The sequence below is a fragment of the Paenibacillus oleatilyticus genome (assembly GCF_018998565.1).
GTDB classification, from domain to species: Bacteria; Bacillota; Bacilli; order Paenibacillales; family NBRC-103111; genus Paenibacillus_G; species Paenibacillus_G oleatilyticus.
The window spans coordinates 108,619-127,334 of record NZ_JAHNZO010000012.1; the positions used below are offsets into that span (position 1 = coordinate 108,619).

The following is an 18,716-nucleotide window of genomic DNA, read 5'->3' on the forward strand; positions in this document are numbered from 1 at the left end:
ATGACCGACATTGGCTCTGGGGCGGGATAGACTGCACCGGTTTCGGGGAAGCTTTGGGATGCCGGAAATGTTGGCGAAAAGGAGGAGCGGAGGTTGGATATCGTTAAATTTACGATTGATCCGCGCAATGAGGAAGAGCGTGAAGCGCTGTTGAAAGAGATTCGCGAACACGGCGCTTTGTCGGAAGCGGAGAAGCAGCAGCTGACGGAGGAGCTGAAAGAGCTAGTGCCCGAAGCAGCTCCCTGAGGCGGTTTGACAAGCCTATGCAAACGCAACTTCAAACGATTATTACCGAAGATCCTCTTTCGCCGATTGCCCGGCGGAGGGGGTATTTCGTTTTCGGCTGAATTCAGTTTAGGCGGCGGGTGTGCTACAATAATCGGGAGAGTGTGCGGATTGAGGTGAACGATTGTTGGAGAAAGACGTATTGACCCGGTTTGGCGTGTCTATGCCGGAGGAACTGATCAAGAAGTTCGATCAATATATCGCGGAGCAAGGCTACACGAACCGGTCGGAAGCGATCCGGGATCTGGTACGAAAAGTGCTGCTGGAGCCCGGGGGCTTGAAAGCCGATCAGCTCGTAGCGGGGACGATCGTTATGGTATACGATCACCATGCGGCCGATCTTCCTTTGCAGCTTATCGAGCTGCAGCATCATTACCATCACGACATTATTTCGACGATGCATGTGCATCTGAATCACGATCAATGTCTCGAAATCATTGTCGTTCGCGGCTTGTTGTCCAGGCTTCGGGAGCTGCAGCACAAGATTCAAGTACAGAAGGGCGTGCTTTACGCCGAGCTTTCCGTCACGTATTTGGACGAGCGGGAGGCCGGACAGGAGCATCATCATAGTTAGCCAACTTCAAATGGCGGCCGTTTCTTTGTACGCAAAGAGGCGGCCGCCGATTTTATGGCAGCAGCTTCAATTTGAAAATCCCCGATTTCGATTTAAAAAAAAGAGAACGAGCGACCGATAAACTAATGGTATGGAAAAGAAAGGTGTTTTTCTAAGCCATCAACACAAGGAAAAGAGGTAACCGGGAATGACGATGATTGGCATTGATCTGGGGACGACGAACAGTCTGGTCGCTTATTGGACGGAGGACGGCCCTGCAATTATTCCGAATGTGCTCGGGGAGCGTTTGACCCCTTCGATAGTAAGTGTGGACGAAAACGGCGAGATACTGGTCGGTCAAATCGCAAAAGAACGATTAATTACTCATCCGGATCTTACGGCAGCTACCTTCAAGCGCTATATGGGAACGGAGAAGACGTATCGTCTGGGACCGTATACTTTTTCTCCGGAAGAGCTGTCTTCGTTCGTCATCAAATCGCTTAAGGCAGACGCAGAGGCTTTTTTCGGGCATCCTGTGACGGAGGCCGTGATCAGCGTTCCGGCCTATTTCAACGATACTCAGCGCAAGGCGACGAAGCGTGCGGCTGAATTCGCTGGCTTGAAGGTGGAGCGGCTCATCAGCGAACCGACGGCCGCGGCGATCTCCTACGGTCTTCATCAGCAGCAGGACAATACCAAGTTTCTCGTCTTCGATTTGGGCGGCGGCACGTTCGACGTTTCTATCCTGGAGTTTTTCGAGAGTGTGATGGAAGTGCAGTCGATAGCCGGTGACAATTACTTGGGCGGAGAGGATTTTACCCAGCTGCTTGTATCTTATTTTATCGAAACCCATGGGATTGATTTCCAAGAGCTGGATTTTAAAGCCCGATCCGCACTGTTCAAGCAGGCCGAAATATGCAAAAGACTCTTGGGTGCGGAGAACGAAGGGAACATGAGCTTCACGCTGGAAGATCGTACGTATGAGACGACTTTGAACCGCAACGATTTTGAGAAAATTGCCGGGCAGCTTATGTTGCGGCTGCGTCATCCGATCGAGCGCGCACTGCGGGACGCTTCCTTGTCCCCGGACGATCTGGATGCGGTTATTTTGATCGGAGGGGCGACCCGTATGCCGATCATCAAATCGGTGGTCAGCAAAATGTTCGGCCGGCTGCCATTTACGCAAATCAATCCCGATGAAGCTGTTGCCTTGGGAGCTGCCATTCAAGTTGCGCTGAAGGAAAGAAACGAAGCGTTGAAAGAGGTTGTTCTAACGGACGTATGTCCTTATACGCTTGGTATTGAAACGACGAAGCGGATGGGGAACGATAAATTTGACGACGGCCATTTCTGCCCGATTATCGAGCGGAACACGCCGATTCCTGTCAGTAAAGTAGAGTCGTTCCAGACGCTTCACGATAATCAGTCAAGCATACGCGTCATCGTTTATCAAGGGGAAAGCCGGCGGGTGGAAAATAACTTGAAGCTTGGCGAGCTGCTGGTCGAGGTGCCTCCCGATAAAGCCGGTGAGCAATCCATTGACGTCCGGTTTACGTATGATATTAACGGCATTCTGGAGGTCGAAGTCACTACGGTCAGCACGGGCGTGAAAAAGAAGACGATTATTCAGAAAAATCCGGGCAAGCTGTCGGAGCTGGAAATTGAGGAAAGGTTGAACCAACTGAAAGACATCAAAATCCATCCCCGCGAAAGGACGGAGAACCGGCTGCTGCTTGCCAAGGGCGAACGGCTGTACGAGGAAGCGCTCGGGGAGAAGCGGTCGGAGATTGCGTTTTTGCTGGAGCAGTTCGAACGGGTTCTCGCCTCTCAAAATGAGTACGAAATCAAAAAAGCTTCCTCGGTTCTCCGGAAGCAGCTGGAGCATTTGGAGAGGTGGCGTGACTATTAATGCAAGTGTGGGAAATACTGGGAATCGAGCCGACGCATGAGATATCGGCGATTAAGAAAGCTTATGCCGCTAAGCTGAAAATCCATCATCCCGAGGACGATCCGGCAGGGTATCAGCAGCTAAGGGAAGCGTATGACCAGGCGATCAAGCTGGCGAAGCGGCAGCAGAAACAAACGAGTCGATCGAACGAAGAGCAGGAAGTTTACGCGACATTAGACGTTACGCAGGAAGACGGAAGCGAAGCGGAAGACATCGCGGAGCATGAGGAAGACGAGCTGTATGATGAAGACGACGGGCCGCAGCGCATTCCCCGTATGGTCATTTGGAAGGAGCAGGATCAGGGAAGAGACGACCCTGAAAGCGAAGCGGAGCATTTTATAGGGCGGGTGGAGCGACTGTACCGCGATTTTCCGTCACGAATCGATAGCGCCCAATGGGCGGAGCTGTTGAATTCCGACGTCGTATGGAACATCAAGCTGCAAAGCGGCATTTCCGGCAGGCTGCTTGATTTTTTGGAAGAACATTACTTTTTGCCTAAAGAGGTTTGGAAGCTTCTGGACAGCGCGTTTCATTGGAGTGGGCTGGTTGCGGAAGACAAGGAAAGCTTCCTGGAACAATACCCCAAAGTATACCGTTATGCTTTTGCGGAGTCGTACGAAGCGGCCAACATGGGGTATTCCCTTCTGCTGAGTGCGGGGGAGATCGATCATGAAGCCTATCTTCATTATCGTGAGGAAGCCTGGTTGGCTTTGAAGAATCATGATTTGGCGGCTGCCAATCATTCGCTGCAGAAGGCTAGGGAGCTTTTCGATGCGGACCCGGACGTGATCCGTTTAGAGGCCGAATACGGCTGGCGCAGCGGAGAGTCGGAGAGGACGTTTGCCATGAGTAATCGTCTGAATCAGTTGTGTCCCGACCAGATAGACGGCTATTTATACCGTTCGCGTATTTGGATGCAGGACGGAAAGCTGCCTGAGGCGGTTCAAGACCTGCAGCGCATTCTTGCGCAATTTCCGGATCACGTGCTTGCGCTATCGCTGGCCGGGACCTGTTACAAAAAACTGGGTGATCTGGAAAAGGCCAAGGAGATGTTTCAACGCATTCTTGCTTTGGATGCGAACGATATCGATGCGGTTTTGGCTTTGGCGGAAATTAATGCGCTGACCATAAAAGACCTGAGAGCACGGCGTGTAAAAGGCCGCGGACGCGTCATCAGGAAGCTTTACCGGGAATTGGGAAAAACGCCTTTGCTTAAGCAATTGAAGAAAGCGGCCTATTTTTTTGTTTCCTATAAATGGCTCAGCTTGATTTGCATTGTGGCGCTGCATTTTTGGATAGCGAGTTCGTTTGTCAAGCATACGGGGGAAACGCCCTTAGCTTATTTGAGCGAAATGGTGAGGCCGCTCAAAATCACGAACGTATCTTCCGCGTCCAAATGGGAGCTTATGCCTCCGGAAGAGGCCGCCGTGCGGATCGAGCTTACCGATGCGTCTTATATGGCTATTCAAGAAGTAAAGGCTAAAGACGGCAACGGGAAGGAGACGACGAAGTACCTTTCTTTGGATGAGGCCAAGAAGCAGGGACTTCAATCGAACATTACGGGCCATCTCAGTATGGGTTATCTCGATGGAAAAGCGATCCTTGTCGTCGGTAATTACAAGCAGGTCAAAGAAATCTATGATTTTCAAAGGATAGAACTGGAAGGAACCGTTCGTTCCATGCCTGACGAGCTAAAAACGGAAATCGAGAATTGGAAAAACCGAAGCTCGAATAGTGGGATTTCGAAGCCGCTTCCTCTGTCCGACAAATATATCGACGCTACGACAAAGCCGAGCAAGAAGGCTCTCCCAAGCCTGCCATTGCGGATTTATTTTTATCTGTTCATCTTAGGGTTGTTTTATATTTCGGTGCTGCGGGAGCTGCGGAGAGTTAGCAAGCTCTTCGGGTATAACTGATAAGTGGGGAGAGAACATGCGTATGACCGATACAGCGGCGCAAAAGGCCTTGAATGATTACGTTGAGGCGATGACTTCGTTATGTATCGTCGGGAAATTCGGTGAATATTTTTTGCACAATCCCGAGATGATCTTCGAGCGGCGAAGCATTTTACGGGGGCTGCTCAGGTTTTGGAACCTCGAAAATGCAGAGGACCTCAAACGAAATATAGAGTGGACGATAGCGGAAGGAGCCAGAAAGGAATTTGCGGAGCTGTACAGTAGGCTATCATCCGTTTCGGAGGCCGAACGAGCTTTTTCGATCGGACAAAATACCGACGATCCTACACGCAAACATAGGCTGTCCGTTGTCACGCAATATTTGTGGCGCATGCCAACCGTCGGCATAGCGGCGCACGATTATTCCATGGCGGTATACAGAGCCTGTGCCGGACGGAAGCTGGGTTATTTAACGGAACAGGAGAAGTGGGCTTATATCGAAAAGGTCATCCCGAGGGTCAAGGGCGATTTTTCCAGTTGGAAGGACTACCTATTTAGCTTTCATGTGGGCGCCGTCTTTACATCCCATCTCTTGAATGGAGATTATGTAAGCGAAAACAGCGTATTGCTGACGAAGCTGCTATTTTCGCGTAACGATTCCTTTCGAAGGACCACCTTGGGCTAGCCCTTGGTCGGAAAGGGAGTGTGAAGTCTTATACAAATGTGGAACATTCTAGATATCGAACCGACGAATGAACTATCCGTCATCAAAAAGGCTTATGCGCGAAAATTAAAGCAGCACCATCCCGAGGACGATCCGGAAGGCTATCAGCGGCTTCGGGAGGCTTACGATCAAGCGGTTCGCGCGGCAAAACGAAAACTTACGCTCGATTCAAGTCATGATTTGACGGAGGAGGCTGCCGTCAAGAGAGCAGAGAGCGGACAAAGCGATACCGGGCAAGATGAGCAAGAGGGGGATGCCAATCTGGTTGTCGCCCCTTCCCGGATGCTGTTCGCGGACCCGGCCCCTATGATACGAACCGCCGAACAACGGTTAAGCGAGTTCATGGAAAAAGTAACCGTCGTATACCGCGACGTCGCGCAAAGGATCAACATCGACTCGTGGCTGAAGCTGCTCAATGACGATATTATGTGGGATGTGAAGCTTCAACGCGAGGTCTACAAACGAATGACCGTGTTTTTGGAACGGCACCCCTATTTGCCGAGGGACGTCTGGCAGCTGCTCGAAAGCAGCTTCTGCTGGAAAGAAAGGGCGCAGGACGATCGTGAATCGTTTTCCAGGCAGTTTCCAAATGTGTTTCTTCATGCGGTTGCCGAACCTTATTACGCCACGAGCTTGCGCTTTACTTTCCTTGCCAATGCGGGCGACATCGATTGCGAGGCTTTTCTGGCGTATCGGCTGGGCGCGCTGCTGGCCTTGAAGCATCATCACATGGAGCAAGCGGAAGAGATGCTGAACCGGGCTTATGAGCTGTTTCCCGACGATCCGGACCTGCTGCGGCTGCAAGCGGAATATTTTCTCCGGCTTGGCACCTTGAGCCGTGCACTGGCTGCCATCGACCGCTGGATAGCTTTGACTCCCGACGATCCGGAGCTGTATTGGTATCGTGCCCGAATTTATGTTAAAAGCAACCGGCTGACCGAGGCGATTCAAGATGTGACATACTTTCTATCGCTTAATCCGGGTCATCCCGGCGCGTTGTCTCTTGCGGCAAAATGCTATACAAAGCTGGGAGACCCGGCATCTGCACACGACACGTACCTTCGTCTGCTGGAGCTGCAACCTGACGACATCGAAGCGCTTGTATGTCTCGCCGAAGGCGGCCATCCGGAGACTGGACCAACGAGCTTGACAGCGTCTTCGGCGGCATCGGTCGATCAATTGCCGGCTCAGGATACGGAGCGTACGGGTTCACGCCTTCCGGAAGAGCACGCTAGGGCAAATAAATCGGCGTTTTTTTCCATAAAAAACTTGACTCTTATATTGGTATTGGGCTGGTTCTTCTTAAACTTAATTCGGATGTTGTTTCGTTAGAATTTTCCCATTAAAGAAATAAGAAAGGAGGTCCGTTTGCTTCGTCATGGATTACTACGATCCCGAGGTTCGCGCTCAATTGGCGCTGTATGGCCACGCCATGTCTTCCTTGTGCATGAAAGGACAGATGGCTTTCTCGCTGGCCAAAAATATGCAGGCGGTGTTCGAAAACAAGCGGCGTCTTCAAAGCGCGTTAGAGTTATGGGAAATTGAAGATTCCGCCGCATTGAAAGCCGAGCTTCAGTGGCTGTTCGAAACCGGGGTGCGGAAAGAGTTCGAAGCTTGCCAAATGCTGCTATCGGGTCTTGCCGACACGGAACGAAGCGGCTATTTGCAGTCGCTTCCGACGGGTGAGGTTCATACGGGCAGGCTGCACGTCGCCGCCTATTATTTATCGCGTCTGCCCGTGAAGGGGATTGCGGCATTCGATTATTCTTGGTGCGTCTATTTGTGCTGCGCCGGCTATCGTCGCGGTTATTTGTCCGAAGAAGACCAATGGAGAATCGTCGCTATGTGTGTCAGACACGCTCGTATCGCTTATGCCAGCTGGAAGGACTATATCATTGGTTTTGCGGCAGGCGCCGACTTTCATCAAGCTTCTCCTTCCTTAGACCATGTGAAAAAATACAAGGATTTTTTCATGAAGCTGCTTACGGCACCGGAAAGTCCTTTGAGGCAGGTCAACTTGAGGTAGGCTCAAAAACGATTCAGCGCGGCTGCTCTCCGTTTCTTTTCACAGGGGGCGGCCGCGTTTCTTTGTCATGAAAACCGCCGCTCGTCCATATAGATTAACGATGACCGGCTGCTGGAGCCTCGATCGGAATGGAGTGAGACGCGAATGAGCGGACAAACGGATTTGAGCCGGATTACGCTGCATGTTACCGGTATGACGTGCGCGGCTTGCGCCGGGCGTATCGAGAAGGCGGTCGGCAAACTGGAAGGCGTGGCGGAGGTCAGCGTCAATATTGCTTTGGAGCGGGCGGTCGTCTTGCTGGATGCGAAGCGGGTCCGGGCAGAGCAAATCGAAGCGCGAATCGCGCAGCTCGGATTTGGCGTCCGCCTGCTGAATTCGGACAATAGGAAGTCAGCCGCCGAAAGCGGTGAAGAAATTCGTCGCAGCCGGGCAATGTTCCTGCTTTCGCTTGCTTTTACGCTGCCTTTCTTCTGGGCGATGGTCCCGCATCATGTTGTTTCATCCTCGTCCTGGGTACCCGGGCTATTGGCGAACCCCTGGTTTCAGCTTGCGCTAGCCGTTCCGGTGCAGTTCGTTTTCGGTCTCCCTTTTTATATCCGGGCCTACGAAGCTTTGAAAAACGCAAGCGCGAATATGGATGTGCTGATAGTTCTGGGCACTTCAACCGCCTTTTTTTATAGTCATTATTTGTTGTTTCATCCTGGGCAAGCCATGATGGGGAGCGGGCACCATAGCCCGTACTATTTCGATACGAGCGCCATGATTATTACGATCGTATGGCTTGGCCGGTGGATCGAAGCGTCCGCCCGGAAGCGCACGGCGGATAGCCTCTCCCAGCTTCATGCGATGCAGACGGATACGGCCTGCATGCTGACTCCGGACGGCGAACGCCGGCTCCCGGTAAGCACGCTGAAAGAAGGCGACCTGCTCCGCGTTCGTCCCGGCGAGCGGGTGCCTCTCGACGGTATCGTCGAGCAGGGAATATCCGCGGTGGACGAATCGCTAATCACCGGGGAAAGCATGCCTGTGAACAAACGAAAAGGAGACCGCGTCATCGGCGGAACCTTGAACGGTTCCGGCGTGCTGGAAATCCGCGTCCTGCGAACCGGCGGTCAAAGCACAGTAGCCCGGATGATTCGGATGGTGGAAGAAGCACAGAATGGGAAAGCGCCGATTCAGCGCGTTGCCGACAACATTGCCGCTGTGTTTGTTCCGGTCATTGCCGTTACGGCCGTGTGCACCTTTTTGTACTGGTACGGATTAGGCGAGCCGGGTGCTGCGGGCGGGGCTTTGGAGAAGGCCATTGCCGTGCTGCTGATTGCTTGTCCATGCGCCTTGGGACTGGCGACGCCGGTATCCATTCTCGTCGCATCGGGCCGAGCGGCTCAGAAGGGGATCGTTTACAAGGGAGGGGCTGCACTGGAGCGGCTTCATCAAACGGATATTCTTCTGTTCGATAAAACGGGGACGGTGACGCTCGGGACGCCCAAGGTGACCGATGTAATTGCCGCAGAGGGCGAAACGCAGGCCACACTGCTGAGCAAGCTCGCGGGCGCGGAGCAGCTCTCCGAGCATCCGCTCTCGCGTGCGGTTGTCGAGGAGGCCGAGAGGCGGGGATTGCGGGTGCCCGAGTGCGGCAGCTTCATGGCCGTTCCTGGCTGCGGGGTTCGGGCAGAGGTGCACGGACGCGGGATTGTCGCAGGGACACGGCGTTGGCTGCAGGAGCAGGGCATCCCTTTTGCGGAAACGGAAAAGGTTGCCGGTCCGCTGCGCAGCCAAGGGAAACAGCTGATCTATGTGGCGGTGGACGGCCGTCCGGCCGGGGTCGTCGCTCTCGCCGATACGCTTCGGCCGACAGCGGCATCGGCGCTGCGGCAGCTCAAAAAGCAGGGAATGGACATCCGGCTGGTAACCGGAGATCATGATGCGGCGGCTAAAGCGGTTGCGGAGCGGCTTGGGAATGTTCGGTATTATGCGGATATGCTTCCGGACCAAAAGCTTGGGCTCGTCCGACGGCTACAGAGCCAAGGGAAGCAGGTAACCATGGTCGGTGACGGTGTAAACGACGCGCCGGCGCTCGCGGCCGCAGATATCGGCGTAGCCGTCGGTAACGGAACGGATGTGGCCAAGGCAGCCGCTGATGTGCACTTGTTAAAAAGCGATTTGAAAGCCATGGCCGACGCTATAAGGATCAGCCGAAAAACGATGGTCAATATTTACCAAAATATGGCACTTTCTTTCTGTTATAACGCTTTGGCGATTCCTGCGGCCTTAAGCGGTCATCTGGCGCCATGGATGGCCTGCACGGCAATGGCATTAAGCTCTTTGACGGTCGTTATTAACGCACTTCGGCTGAAACGGGTGTAATTGAAAAAGGCGGGGAAGAGAAGATGGCGATCGGCGTTCATGATCTCACGCTGGCTTTGGTTGCAGGGTTGCTCGGCGCGCCACACTGCATTGGAATGTGCGGCGCAACCGTCTCCGGCTTTGCACTGCAAGCGAAGGCGAGTCCGCTGCGCTCCGTTCTGGCTTACAATACCGGCCGGATTGTTACCTACGCCGCGCTGGGGGCGTTTATGGGCGCGGTCGGCTCGTTCGTCGATGGTGCGGGAAAGCTGGCGAATGTGCAGGGGACAGCGAGCTTATTAGGCGGCTGTCTTATTTTGTTATGGGCTTTACGGCGTATCGCTCTTCCGCTGCATAGACTGGACCCGCATCGGCTGCCGCTTGTCCAGGGGCTTATGGCGCGGTACCGGACGGCTGAGGAGGCCGGGGCCGCGGTCGTAAGCGGTCTGCTGCTCGGATTTCTTCCCTGCGGACTGACCTATGCCATGGAAATGAATGCGGCGGCGAGCGCCAGTCCGCTGGATGGCTTGCTGCTCATGCTGCTGTTCGGTTTGGGCACCGCACCCGCGCTGGTTTCCGTTGGGCTGTTTGCGGGCAAATTGAACAAGCGGCTCCGGAGCAAGGCCGCAAGGGCCGGCCAATTCGTAGCCGTCTGGATCGGAGTGCTGTCCGTACTGCGGGGCTTGGCTGCGGCCGGATGGATTCCCAGTGTCCATCCCTGGCTTTGGTGATGAAATTTAAGGGGTTGTCCCCAAAACCGTCATAAATCAAGTAAAAAATAGCCCGAGGGAGTCATAGGCAGACGCCGGACGATTCGATACAGTGAAAGCAGGCTAGGGAAAAACCGGAAATTAGCGGACGGCGGCAAAAGGAAACCGGACCCGGAGCGATTGGTCTCCGGCTGTCATCGACACGTCGGCAACGGACGACCCCGCCATGAGCGGAATGCCTTCGCCGACGTACCGGCCGGTTTCCGTTTCCGTCAGGGTAAAGGGGCTTTCGCCGCATAGCATTTGCGGCATCGAGATGGTGGCGGTACCTGTCGCACCGCTCACCGGCCGGCCGTCCGCGTCGCGTAGCGTGACGGTAAACGTGGTTGGCTTCAGCGCTGTGGCCGGGCTCGGGTGAAGCGCCACTTGAATGCGGTAGCCATCTACCAAAAAATCCGAGACCGGCGGGAACTGCGGGGAGGTAGCGGCGAATTGCCGGAAGCCGAACCAAGTCCCGAGGACGATTATAGCGCCGAGGCCGAAGAGGCGAAGCCAAGCGGTGTTGGGCATAGCGGCCGTATCCCTGCCTTTCCGGATCATATCGTTTCATATGTATCCCGGGTCAAGCTCCAATATTCCTCAAAACAAAGGTGGTAATGGTCATGAAACGAGCCTGGATCCCATTGGCAGCCGGATTGCTGCTGTTAGCCGGACTTGCAACAGCCTGCGGCGGGGACAAAAGCGGTGCGCCGACGAACGCCTCCTCCAAGGCGGCAGCCGGTGAAGCGTCTAACGCGGAGGCGATTTACAAGGCGAACTGCGTCTCCTGTCACGGGGCCGATCTCTCGGGCAAAGTCGGGCCCAATCTTCAGAAGACGGGGGCCAAGCTGAGCCAAGAGCAAATTACAGCCAAGATTCAGAACGGAGGCGGAGGAATGCCCTCCTACAAAAACACGCTGAAGGAGCCGGAAATTCAGGCATTGACGGAGTGGTTGTCCGCCAAGAAGTAAACGAAGGGAGCGCGTCCCGCCGAGCGGATGCCTCTCTTTTTTTTCGATCCGGAGGAGAGGAGGCGGTGTAGCAGCGGCCGCTTCATGAAATTGTCAAGGTTATCGCAGCAGCGGAGTATTTTTCTGTTGGAAATTGTGGTATTTTGGTAAGCAAACGGTTAAACTATACTGTTGATTCGAAAGGGGTTTGAACAGAAGCTATGGCAACTATCATTTTGATTGTTTGCTTGCTTGTTATGGGCACGTTTTTCAGCTTGGCGTTCGTGTGGCTGTTTCAGAAAAAAAAGGGACTTGCCATCAGCTTTACGATTCTGGGCCTCGTAAGCGCATTCGTGTTCTATTACGCTATTTTTCAGGGCTGGCTTGAGCTGCCGGAGCAGTACGGATGAGCGACGGACGCAAACGAGCGAACGTTCTCCCAGGCGCCGAGGTGCTTATCGTTCTGAAGCAAGATCAGCGGACGGGAAAGCTGACGCGCGGTATTGTGAAGGATCTGCTGACGAATTCGGCGACGCATCCGCACGGCATCAAAGTGCGTTTGACGGATGGACAAGTCGGCCGGGTCAAGGAAATCGTCAATCCGGCAGCAGCAAAGCCGGAGCAGAAATAATCGTGCCTCTCCCTGCGTATCTTGTAGCGTCTGCGATAAAAAAGCGAAGGGGAGAGCGCTTTTATGACTGTTTGTCCGCTTCCGCCGGTGCCGTACGTTCCGCAGCCGCCGACTCATGCCCACGCGTTCATAGGCTGGACCTCCGTGGCGCTTGGGCATTTCCATGGAGTCGAGATGTTCGTCTATGCCGCGAACGGAGACGGAATGGACGGGCACGTGCACAGGTATCAGGGGCATACAAAAATGGCTATGGGCCACTTTCACCGTTTCATCGGGCTGACAGGACCGCCGATTCCGCTGCCGGACGGCTCCCATTATCATGAGATCGACGGGCTGACGAACGACGAGCCGTTCGAGTTTAAGCAAAATTATTACAAGACCGTGCTATCGGTCAAAAGGCACGCGCACAAGTTTGCCGGACGGACGGGAATGGGGATCGGCTACGAGCCTCCGGGCTGGTAAAAGCCATAGAGTATCTTTTTCAGACGCGGATGTGGACGATCCGGGTCTTTTTTTGTTGGTCTTGTTTGCTCAGAAACTCAGTGTATTCGGATCGACATTATAAACATAATTCCATTGTGATTGAAACTGAGGTATTTTCGGTAAGTGTCAGCTTATTCCATAAGGTGATTTTGTTTGTATTTAGAATAATTCAAGAAAACGGATGAAAACATTATTCCAAAATGAATTAAAGTAAGGTATACTTAGAAGGACAACGAGGAACGGGGGGAGCAAGATGAAATCATGGCTTAGGAAACTAAGGCCGTTGGGTTCGATCTTTTGGACCTTCTGCAAAATCAGTCCGGTCACGTTCGGCGGCGGCTACGCGATGATCCCTGTCATGGAACGGGAGGTCGTCGGCAAACGGCGCTGGATCGAACCTGGCGAGATGAGCGGTGTCTTATCGATTGCCGGGTCGGCTCCGGGCGGTGTAGGCGTCAATGCGGCGGCGTTCATCGGTTACCGGTTGGCCGGGGTGCCGGGAGCCGCGGTGGCGGTCGGCGGAATGACGCTGCCGGCCTTTTTGATCGTTTTTTTGCTGAGCCTTGTGTTCCGGGAGATTTATGACCTGCCGAAAGTGGCTGCGGCCTTTCAAGGCATTCAAGCGGCGATTGCCGCCTTGATCATCATATCGGCGTATAACATGGGGAAAAGTTCCGTTGTGGACCGTACGACGCTGGCTACGGCGGCTTTTACGGTCGTGCTGCTGCTTGTATTTCATGTGCATCCGATGCTGGTTATTTTGATCGGACTCGTGATCGGGCATTTGCTTGTCCGCATGAAGCGAAAACTCGGTTATCGTGCGTTCGAACCTAAGGACGAGGAACCTCCGGCGGCCGGAAATGGCTATAAGTACGCGGATTACTTTATTGCGGACGGGATTTAAAACGGGGTGATGGTTATGCTATGGAGCTTGTTTGCAGTGTTTCTTAAAATCGGTCTTGTCTCGTTCGGCGGAGGGTATGCGATGATCCCGCTGATTCGGCATGAGGTGCTGCTCCACGGCTGGATGGAGGAGCTGCAGTTTACGGATACCGTCGCGTTGGCGGGGATGGCTCCGGGACCGATTGCGACGAACAGCGCCACCTTGATCGGCTACGAAGCCGCCGGCGTTCCCGGAGCGATCCTGTCGACGCTCGGCATGGTGCTGCCGTCGCTGGCGATCATCGTACTCATCGCCGCGTTCTTTTTCCGGATGCAGCAGCGGCCGTGGGTCAAAGCGACGTTCTACGGGCTGAAGCCGGTGGTGACCGGGATGATCGTTTACGCGGCGATTCATTTCAGCTTGCCGGGAAGCGGAGCCGATTGGATGAGCTGGCATACGGTCGGGATGCTGATTATTTTGGCGGTATGTCTCGGTGCTCTGATCAAATACCGTTTGCATCCACTCGCGGTGATTGTCCTCTCGGGCGTGCTCGGCATCGCCTTTTTTCAATAAATACAGACTCGTACAAGATGAGCCCCGTTATGGGGCTTAGGCTGTTGAGTAAGTGGTTTTGAATAAAAATAGAGAAACATACGGAGGTGGGGTATCTACTGGAGGAGCGATAGCGTTCGCCTTTGTCTGCGGGAAATACCCGCTGCTAAGCGGATTCCAATGAAAATTTCCTGCAGACAAGAGTGACCGTAAGTAGATACCCCACCCCCTCGTAACCTCTATAATCCCATTTGAACACTTTCACAACACTCTGCGCCCCGTTATGGGGCTTTCTTTGTGCGGTTGTGGTACAATATAAACCGAATTTGCCGTACGTTGGAGTGAACGAACATGGGAGAACCGCCGATAGATCGCGTTTTAATGCAGTTGAAGGAGAAGCTGAACGAGCACACGAATGCCGTGCTGGTAGCGCCGCCCGGCGCGGGCAAGACGACCCGCGTGCCGCTTGCGCTGCTGGACGAGCCGTGGGTGGCCGGACGCAAAATTATGATGCTGGAGCCGCGTCGGCTGGCTGCGAGAGCCGCGGCCCGGTATATGGCGTCCCGGCTCGGAGAGCAGGTCGGCGAAACGGTGGGCTACCGGGTCCGGCTGGATACGAAGGTCGGACCGAAAACGCGCATCGAAGTCATCACGGAAGGCGTGCTTACGCGCCTGCTGCAGGCCGATCCCGCGCTTGAGGACGTGGCCGCCGTTATTTTTGACGAATTTCATGAACGTAGCTTGCATGCGGATCTGGGCTTGGCGTTTGCTCTGGAGTCGCAAGCGGTGCTGCGGGACGACCTGCGCATTCTGGTCATGTCGGCTACGCTGGATGCGGCTCCGGTCGCCGCGTTGATGCGCGATGCGCCGGTTGTGGTCAGCGAGGGCCGCAGCTATCCCGTGGAGACGCGGTATTTAAGCAAGCCTGTGGAAGGGAAGCTGGAACCGGCATTGGCAGCGTGCATCCGTCAGGCGCTTGCCGCCGAGGAAGGGGATTTGTTGGCGTTTTTGCCCGGAGCGGGAGAAATTCGGCGCGTGGAACGGCTGCTGCTCGAAGCGGGACTCGGTCCGCAGGTGCGGATCGCTCCGCTGTACGGGCAGCTTGCCCAAGGGGAGCAGGACGCGGCCATTGCGCCGGGCGTGCCGGGGCAGCGCAAGGTGGTGCTCGCGACCTCCATCGCCGAATCGAGCTTAACCGTGGAAGGGGTGCGCATCGTCGTCGACGGCGGTCGGATGCGCGTGCCGCGGTTTTCCCCCCGGACGGGTATGACGCGGCTGGAGACGGTTACCGTTACACGGGATTCGGCGGACCAGCGCCGCGGGCGTGCCGGACGTACGGCTCCCGGTGTGTGCTACCGGCTCTGGACGGAGCAGGAGGACCGCCGGCTGGCGCCTCACCGGGCGCCCGAGATCATGGAAGCGGATCTGGCCGCTCTAGCGCTTGAGCTTGCCGCTTGGGGCGTCGCCGATCCGGCGCAGCTCGCTTGGCTGACGCCGCCGCCTGCAGCCGCCTATGGTCAGGCGGTCGCGCTTCTGAAGCAGCTCGGCGCGCTGGGAGACGACGGAGCGATTACCCCGCACGGCCGCCGTATGGCCGAGCTTGGCGTATCGCCCCGGCTCGCGCACATGATGCTGCGGGCGGTGCCGCTCGGGCTTGGCGGGCTGGCCTGCGAGCTGGCTGCGCTGCTAAGCGACCGCGACCTGCTGCGTTCCCGGCCGGACTCGCCCAATGCGGACCTGCGGCTGCGCGTGGAGGCACTTCGCGGAGCGGGCAACGCGCAGGCGGCAGATCCGGCGGCCCGCCGCCGAATCGTGGCGGAGGCCGAGCAGGGGAAGCGCGCGCTGGGCGTACCGCTTGAGCAAAGAGACGAAGTGAACGCCTGCGGCATGCTGCTTGCGTTCGCCTATCCCGACCGGATCGCGCAAACTAAAGGAAGTGGACGCTTCCTGCTGAGCGGAGGCAGGGGCGGTTCGTTTGCGGGTCCTCAGCCGCTCTATGGCGAGAAATATTTGGTCGTCGCGGAGCTGGATGATCAGGGGGCGGATGGCCGCATCGATCTTGCGGCCCCGATCTCGGAGGAGCAGCTGCACCGGGTGTTCGCGGACGATATCGAAACGGAGACCGCAGTCGCGTGGGACCGGGCGGCTCAAGCGGTCCGCGCCCGCAAGCGGGAGAAGCTCGGCGTGCTTACCTTGCGCGAAGCGCCGGTGGAAGCCCCGGACCCGGAGCAGGTGCTGAACGCGCTGCCTGAGGGCATCGTTGCCGAAGGCTTGTCCATGCTGCCGTGGACCAAGGCGGCGAAGCAGCTGCGCGAGCGCATCGGCTTCATGCACCAGGTAGACCCGGCTTGGCCCGATGTTTCCGACGAGGCGCTGCTTGCGGGGCTGAAGGAATGGCTCGGCCCGCATCTGTACGGGCTCAAAAGCCGGGATGACCTGCAGCGGCTCTCGATGGCCGCGATTCTGGACGGCATGCTCCCGTGGCCGCAGCGCCAGCAGCTCGACGACTTCGTACCGACGCACATTACGGTGCCGAGCGGTTCGCGCATCCCGGTCGATTACAGCGATCCGGCGTCGCCGGTGCTGGCCGTGAGGCTCCAGGAGCTGTTCGGCCTGCGGGAAACGCCGCGCATCGGGGGCGGCAAGGTGCCGCTCCTGCTGCATCTGCTTTCTCCTGCGCATCGGCCGGTACAAGTCACGCGCGATTTGGCGAGCTTTTGGCAGGACGCCTATTTTGAAGTGAAGAAGGATTTGAAGGGCCGCTATCCGAAGCACGTATGGCCGGACGATCCGCTGACGGCTTTGCCGACTAATCGCGCCAAGCCGCGCGTATAACTCGCTTTAGTTTTAGAAGGACAAAACAAAAGAGGCGGTACCATGTCCTTCCCATCCGGCTATCCTGCCGGGCGGGAGGGAGACATGGGCCGCCTCTTTCGCCGATTTATTTCCAATTCCGATACCCTTGGGACTGGCCGATTCTCACAAGGATCCAGCCGAAATAGATGACGGCTCCGGCCAGGATCAGGCTGATGAACTTCGGCAGCCAGAAGATGATGAGCGCCGCGCCCGCCAGCATGACCAGGCCGCTGCACACGCGCTTAAGCGTTGTGTCTGCCGTTCTCCACAGCCAGTAGCCGAAGGCGATCATCGCTAGAGCAAAAATATACCCGAATAATCCGCTGATGCCGCCCCAACCGATCAATCCGATAATGCCAATTCCCATCAGGACGAAGCCGCCTATCGTCTGTATGTTCCATTTCAAGTTCATCGTCGTCACCCGTCTTTCGTTCGTTTAGATCTTGTCTTTATTGTATACGAATTGCATGTCCGGTAAAACCGTCCAAAGGCGGTACGGAAGCTGGACTTTAGTCGGGGAGACGGGGCGGATGAGAGCAATCCGGCTTTTGCCACAGATTCGACACGGAATGACACGCGAAACCGGAAAAATGGCGGCTTGGACAGGCGGGCGGCGAGCTTTTTTCATGGGGCTGGGTTATAATGGAGAAAAAATGCGGCGGAAGAGGACGACATGACGACGAATCAAGCGATACAAGAAGAAGCGGCGACGTTTGTAACGTCGTGCTATGAAGAGTTGGGCAAAAGCGGGGGGGAAACGCGTCGGCGGCTTGCGGACGTTCGGGAAGAGCTTTCCCGGCGCGGAACTTACGAGCTTACCTATGAGGAGCTTGCGCATGGTGCAAGAATGGCTTGGCGAAACAGCAACCGCTGCATCGGCAGGTTATTTTGGCCGTCGCTAAACGTGTTCGACGAGAGAGGGCTGGAGCGGGAAGACGACATTGCGGAAGCGATACTCCGCCATATCGCCTACGGGACCAACGGCGGCATGATCAGGCCTTCGATCACGGTGTTTGCCGCAGAAACGGGTGAGCGGCGTATCCGCATCTGGAACCATCAGCTGATCCGCTATGCCGGGTATGAAACCGGGAACGGGATCGTCGGCGATCCGGCCTCCGTCCGGTTCACGAAGGCTTGTATGAGCCTGGGCTGGAGGGGAGCGGGCATGCCGTTCGACGTGCTGCCGCTGGTCGTCCAAGTGAACGGGCGGCAGCCCCGGTGGTATCCAATTCCCGAACATTTGGTGATGGAGGTCCCTATTCAACACCCGGAATACGATTCGTTCGCCGGGCTGGGGCTCAAATGGTACGCCGTTCCGTTTATTTCCGACATGCTGTTGGACATTGGCGGCATCCGGTATACGGCAGCACCGTTCAACGGCTGGTACATGGGAACGGAGATCGGCGCGCGCAATTTGGCCGATCCGGACCGTTACCATATGCTGCCGAAGGTGGCCGAGCTGCTGAAGCTGGATACGTCGACCAACGTATCCCTGTGGAAGGACAGAGCGCTGGTCGAGCTGAATGCGGCGGTTCTTCATTCCTTTAAGGCGGCAGGGGTCAGCATTATAGATCATCATACGGCGGCGGAGCAGTTCCGGCGGTTCGAGCAGCAGGAGGAACGGAGCGGCCGCCCGTTAACCGGGGATTGGACGTGGCTCATTCCTCCGGTTTCGCCGGCGGCGACGCATATTTTCCACCGGTCCTACGACGATCGCATCGTCAAGCCGAATTATTTTCGCCAAGCTTGCCCGTACGACATTATGGACGCCGGCGAGTCCGAGGTAAAGGCAGACCCGTCGGCCGATGTGCTGAGCAGAGGCTGAGGAGCGGTCA

The 18,716-nt window shown here is 55.9% G+C and carries 19 protein-coding genes; 17 read left to right on the forward strand and 2 right to left on the reverse strand.

Going from position 1 to position 18,716, the window contains the following annotated elements:
* Positions 1-93 precede the first annotated feature (93 nt).
* The 9 genes from KQX66_RS17190 to KQX66_RS17230 all read left to right on the forward strand — a co-directional run bounded on the left by KQX66_RS17190 (position 94) and on the right by KQX66_RS17230 (position 10,508).
* Positions 94-246 (forward strand): hypothetical protein, encoded by a 153-nt coding sequence (locus tag KQX66_RS17190; RefSeq protein ID WP_216794032.1) that lies wholly within the window; start codon positions 94-96, stop codon positions 244-246.
* Between the two features lie 163 nt (positions 247-409).
* On the forward strand, positions 410-859 hold the full coding sequence (nikR, locus tag KQX66_RS17195) for a nickel-responsive transcriptional regulator NikR (protein ID WP_216794033.1): 450 nt from the start codon (positions 410-412) through the stop codon (positions 857-859).
* Between the two features lie 187 nt (positions 860-1,046).
* The gene (locus KQX66_RS17200; protein WP_216794034.1) at positions 1,047-2,747 is read left to right on the forward strand and encodes a molecular chaperone HscC; all 1,701 of its coding nucleotides are present in this window, start codon (positions 1,047-1,049) and stop codon (positions 2,745-2,747) included.
* Positions 2,747-4,702 (forward strand): J domain-containing protein, encoded by a 1,956-nt coding sequence (locus tag KQX66_RS17205; RefSeq protein ID WP_216794035.1) that lies wholly within the window; start codon positions 2,747-2,749, stop codon positions 4,700-4,702. Before KQX66_RS17200 ends, KQX66_RS17205 begins: the two co-directional genes overlap by 1 nt.
* A 22-nt stretch (positions 4,703-4,724) precedes the next feature.
* The gene (locus KQX66_RS17210; protein ID WP_216794036.1) at positions 4,725-5,366 is read left to right on the forward strand and encodes a DUF1266 domain-containing protein; all 642 of its coding nucleotides are present in this window, start codon (positions 4,725-4,727) and stop codon (positions 5,364-5,366) included.
* 36 nt (positions 5,367-5,402) lie between these two features.
* The gene (locus KQX66_RS17215) at positions 5,403-6,737 is read left to right on the forward strand and encodes a J domain-containing protein (protein ID WP_216794037.1); all 1,335 of its coding nucleotides are present in this window, start codon (positions 5,403-5,405) and stop codon (positions 6,735-6,737) included.
* Between the two features lie 46 nt (positions 6,738-6,783).
* Positions 6,784-7,431 carry a DUF1266 domain-containing protein gene (locus tag KQX66_RS17220; protein ID WP_216794038.1) on the forward strand — a complete coding sequence of 216 codons (648 nt, stop codon included), beginning with the start codon at positions 6,784-6,786 and terminating at the stop codon, positions 7,429-7,431.
* A gap of 144 nt (positions 7,432-7,575) precedes the next feature.
* The gene (locus tag KQX66_RS17225) at positions 7,576-9,798 is read left to right on the forward strand and encodes a heavy metal translocating P-type ATPase (RefSeq protein WP_216794039.1); all 2,223 of its coding nucleotides are present in this window, start codon (positions 7,576-7,578) and stop codon (positions 9,796-9,798) included.
* Between the two features lie 23 nt (positions 9,799-9,821).
* Entirely contained in the window at positions 9,822-10,508 is a 687-nt protein-coding gene (locus tag KQX66_RS17230; protein ID WP_216794040.1) for a sulfite exporter TauE/SafE family protein, read from the forward strand.
* A 120-nt stretch (positions 10,509-10,628) separates the two neighbouring features.
* On the opposite strand, the gene KQX66_RS17235 is transcribed toward KQX66_RS17230, so the two are convergent.
* On the reverse strand, positions 10,629-11,057 hold the full coding sequence (locus KQX66_RS17235; RefSeq protein WP_216794041.1) for a FixH family protein: 429 nt from the start codon (positions 11,055-11,057) through the stop codon (positions 10,629-10,631).
* Between the two features lie 92 nt (positions 11,058-11,149).
* Between KQX66_RS17235 and KQX66_RS17240 the strand changes: the two genes are divergently transcribed.
* The 7 genes from KQX66_RS17240 (at position 11,150) to hrpB (ending at position 16,860) form a co-directional block, all read left to right on the forward strand.
* A complete protein-coding gene (locus KQX66_RS17240; RefSeq protein ID WP_216794042.1) occupies positions 11,150-11,497 on the forward strand; it encodes a c-type cytochrome in 348 nt (115 codons plus the stop codon).
* 200 nt (positions 11,498-11,697) lie between these two features.
* A complete protein-coding gene (locus KQX66_RS17245; protein WP_036676228.1) occupies positions 11,698-11,886 on the forward strand; it encodes a hypothetical protein in 189 nt (62 codons plus the stop codon).
* The gene (locus KQX66_RS17250) at positions 11,883-12,107 is read left to right on the forward strand and encodes a YwbE family protein (protein ID WP_216794043.1); all 225 of its coding nucleotides are present in this window, start codon (positions 11,883-11,885) and stop codon (positions 12,105-12,107) included. Before KQX66_RS17245 ends, KQX66_RS17250 begins: the two co-directional genes overlap by 4 nt.
* A gap of 63 nt (positions 12,108-12,170) precedes the next feature.
* Positions 12,171-12,569 (forward strand): YmaF family protein, encoded by a 399-nt coding sequence (locus KQX66_RS17255; protein WP_216794044.1) that lies wholly within the window; start codon positions 12,171-12,173, stop codon positions 12,567-12,569.
* A gap of 274 nt (positions 12,570-12,843) precedes the next feature.
* Positions 12,844-13,494 (forward strand): chromate transporter, encoded by a 651-nt coding sequence (locus tag KQX66_RS17260; protein ID WP_306665880.1) that lies wholly within the window; start codon positions 12,844-12,846, stop codon positions 13,492-13,494.
* A 15-nt stretch (positions 13,495-13,509) separates the two neighbouring features.
* Positions 13,510-14,046 (forward strand): chromate transporter, encoded by a 537-nt coding sequence (locus tag KQX66_RS17265; RefSeq protein WP_216794045.1) that lies wholly within the window; start codon positions 13,510-13,512, stop codon positions 14,044-14,046.
* A gap of 330 nt (positions 14,047-14,376) precedes the next feature.
* Positions 14,377-16,860, forward strand: coding sequence for an ATP-dependent helicase HrpB (hrpB, locus tag KQX66_RS17270; RefSeq protein WP_216794046.1), 2,484 nt, complete (start codon positions 14,377-14,379; stop codon positions 16,858-16,860).
* A 106-nt stretch (positions 16,861-16,966) separates the two neighbouring features.
* On the opposite strand, the gene KQX66_RS17275 is transcribed toward hrpB, so the two are convergent.
* Positions 16,967-17,293 carry a hypothetical protein gene (locus KQX66_RS17275; RefSeq protein ID WP_216794047.1) on the reverse strand — a complete coding sequence of 109 codons (327 nt, stop codon included), beginning with the start codon at positions 17,291-17,293 and terminating at the stop codon, positions 16,967-16,969.
* 261 nt (positions 17,294-17,554) lie between these two features.
* Here KQX66_RS17275 and KQX66_RS17280 point away from each other — a divergent pair, with 261 nt between their 5' ends.
* Complete coding sequence (locus KQX66_RS17280; protein ID WP_216794048.1) at positions 17,555-18,706, forward strand: nitric oxide synthase oxygenase; 1,152 nt, start codon at positions 17,555-17,557, stop codon at positions 18,704-18,706.
* Positions 18,707-18,716: the final 10 nt, after the last annotated feature.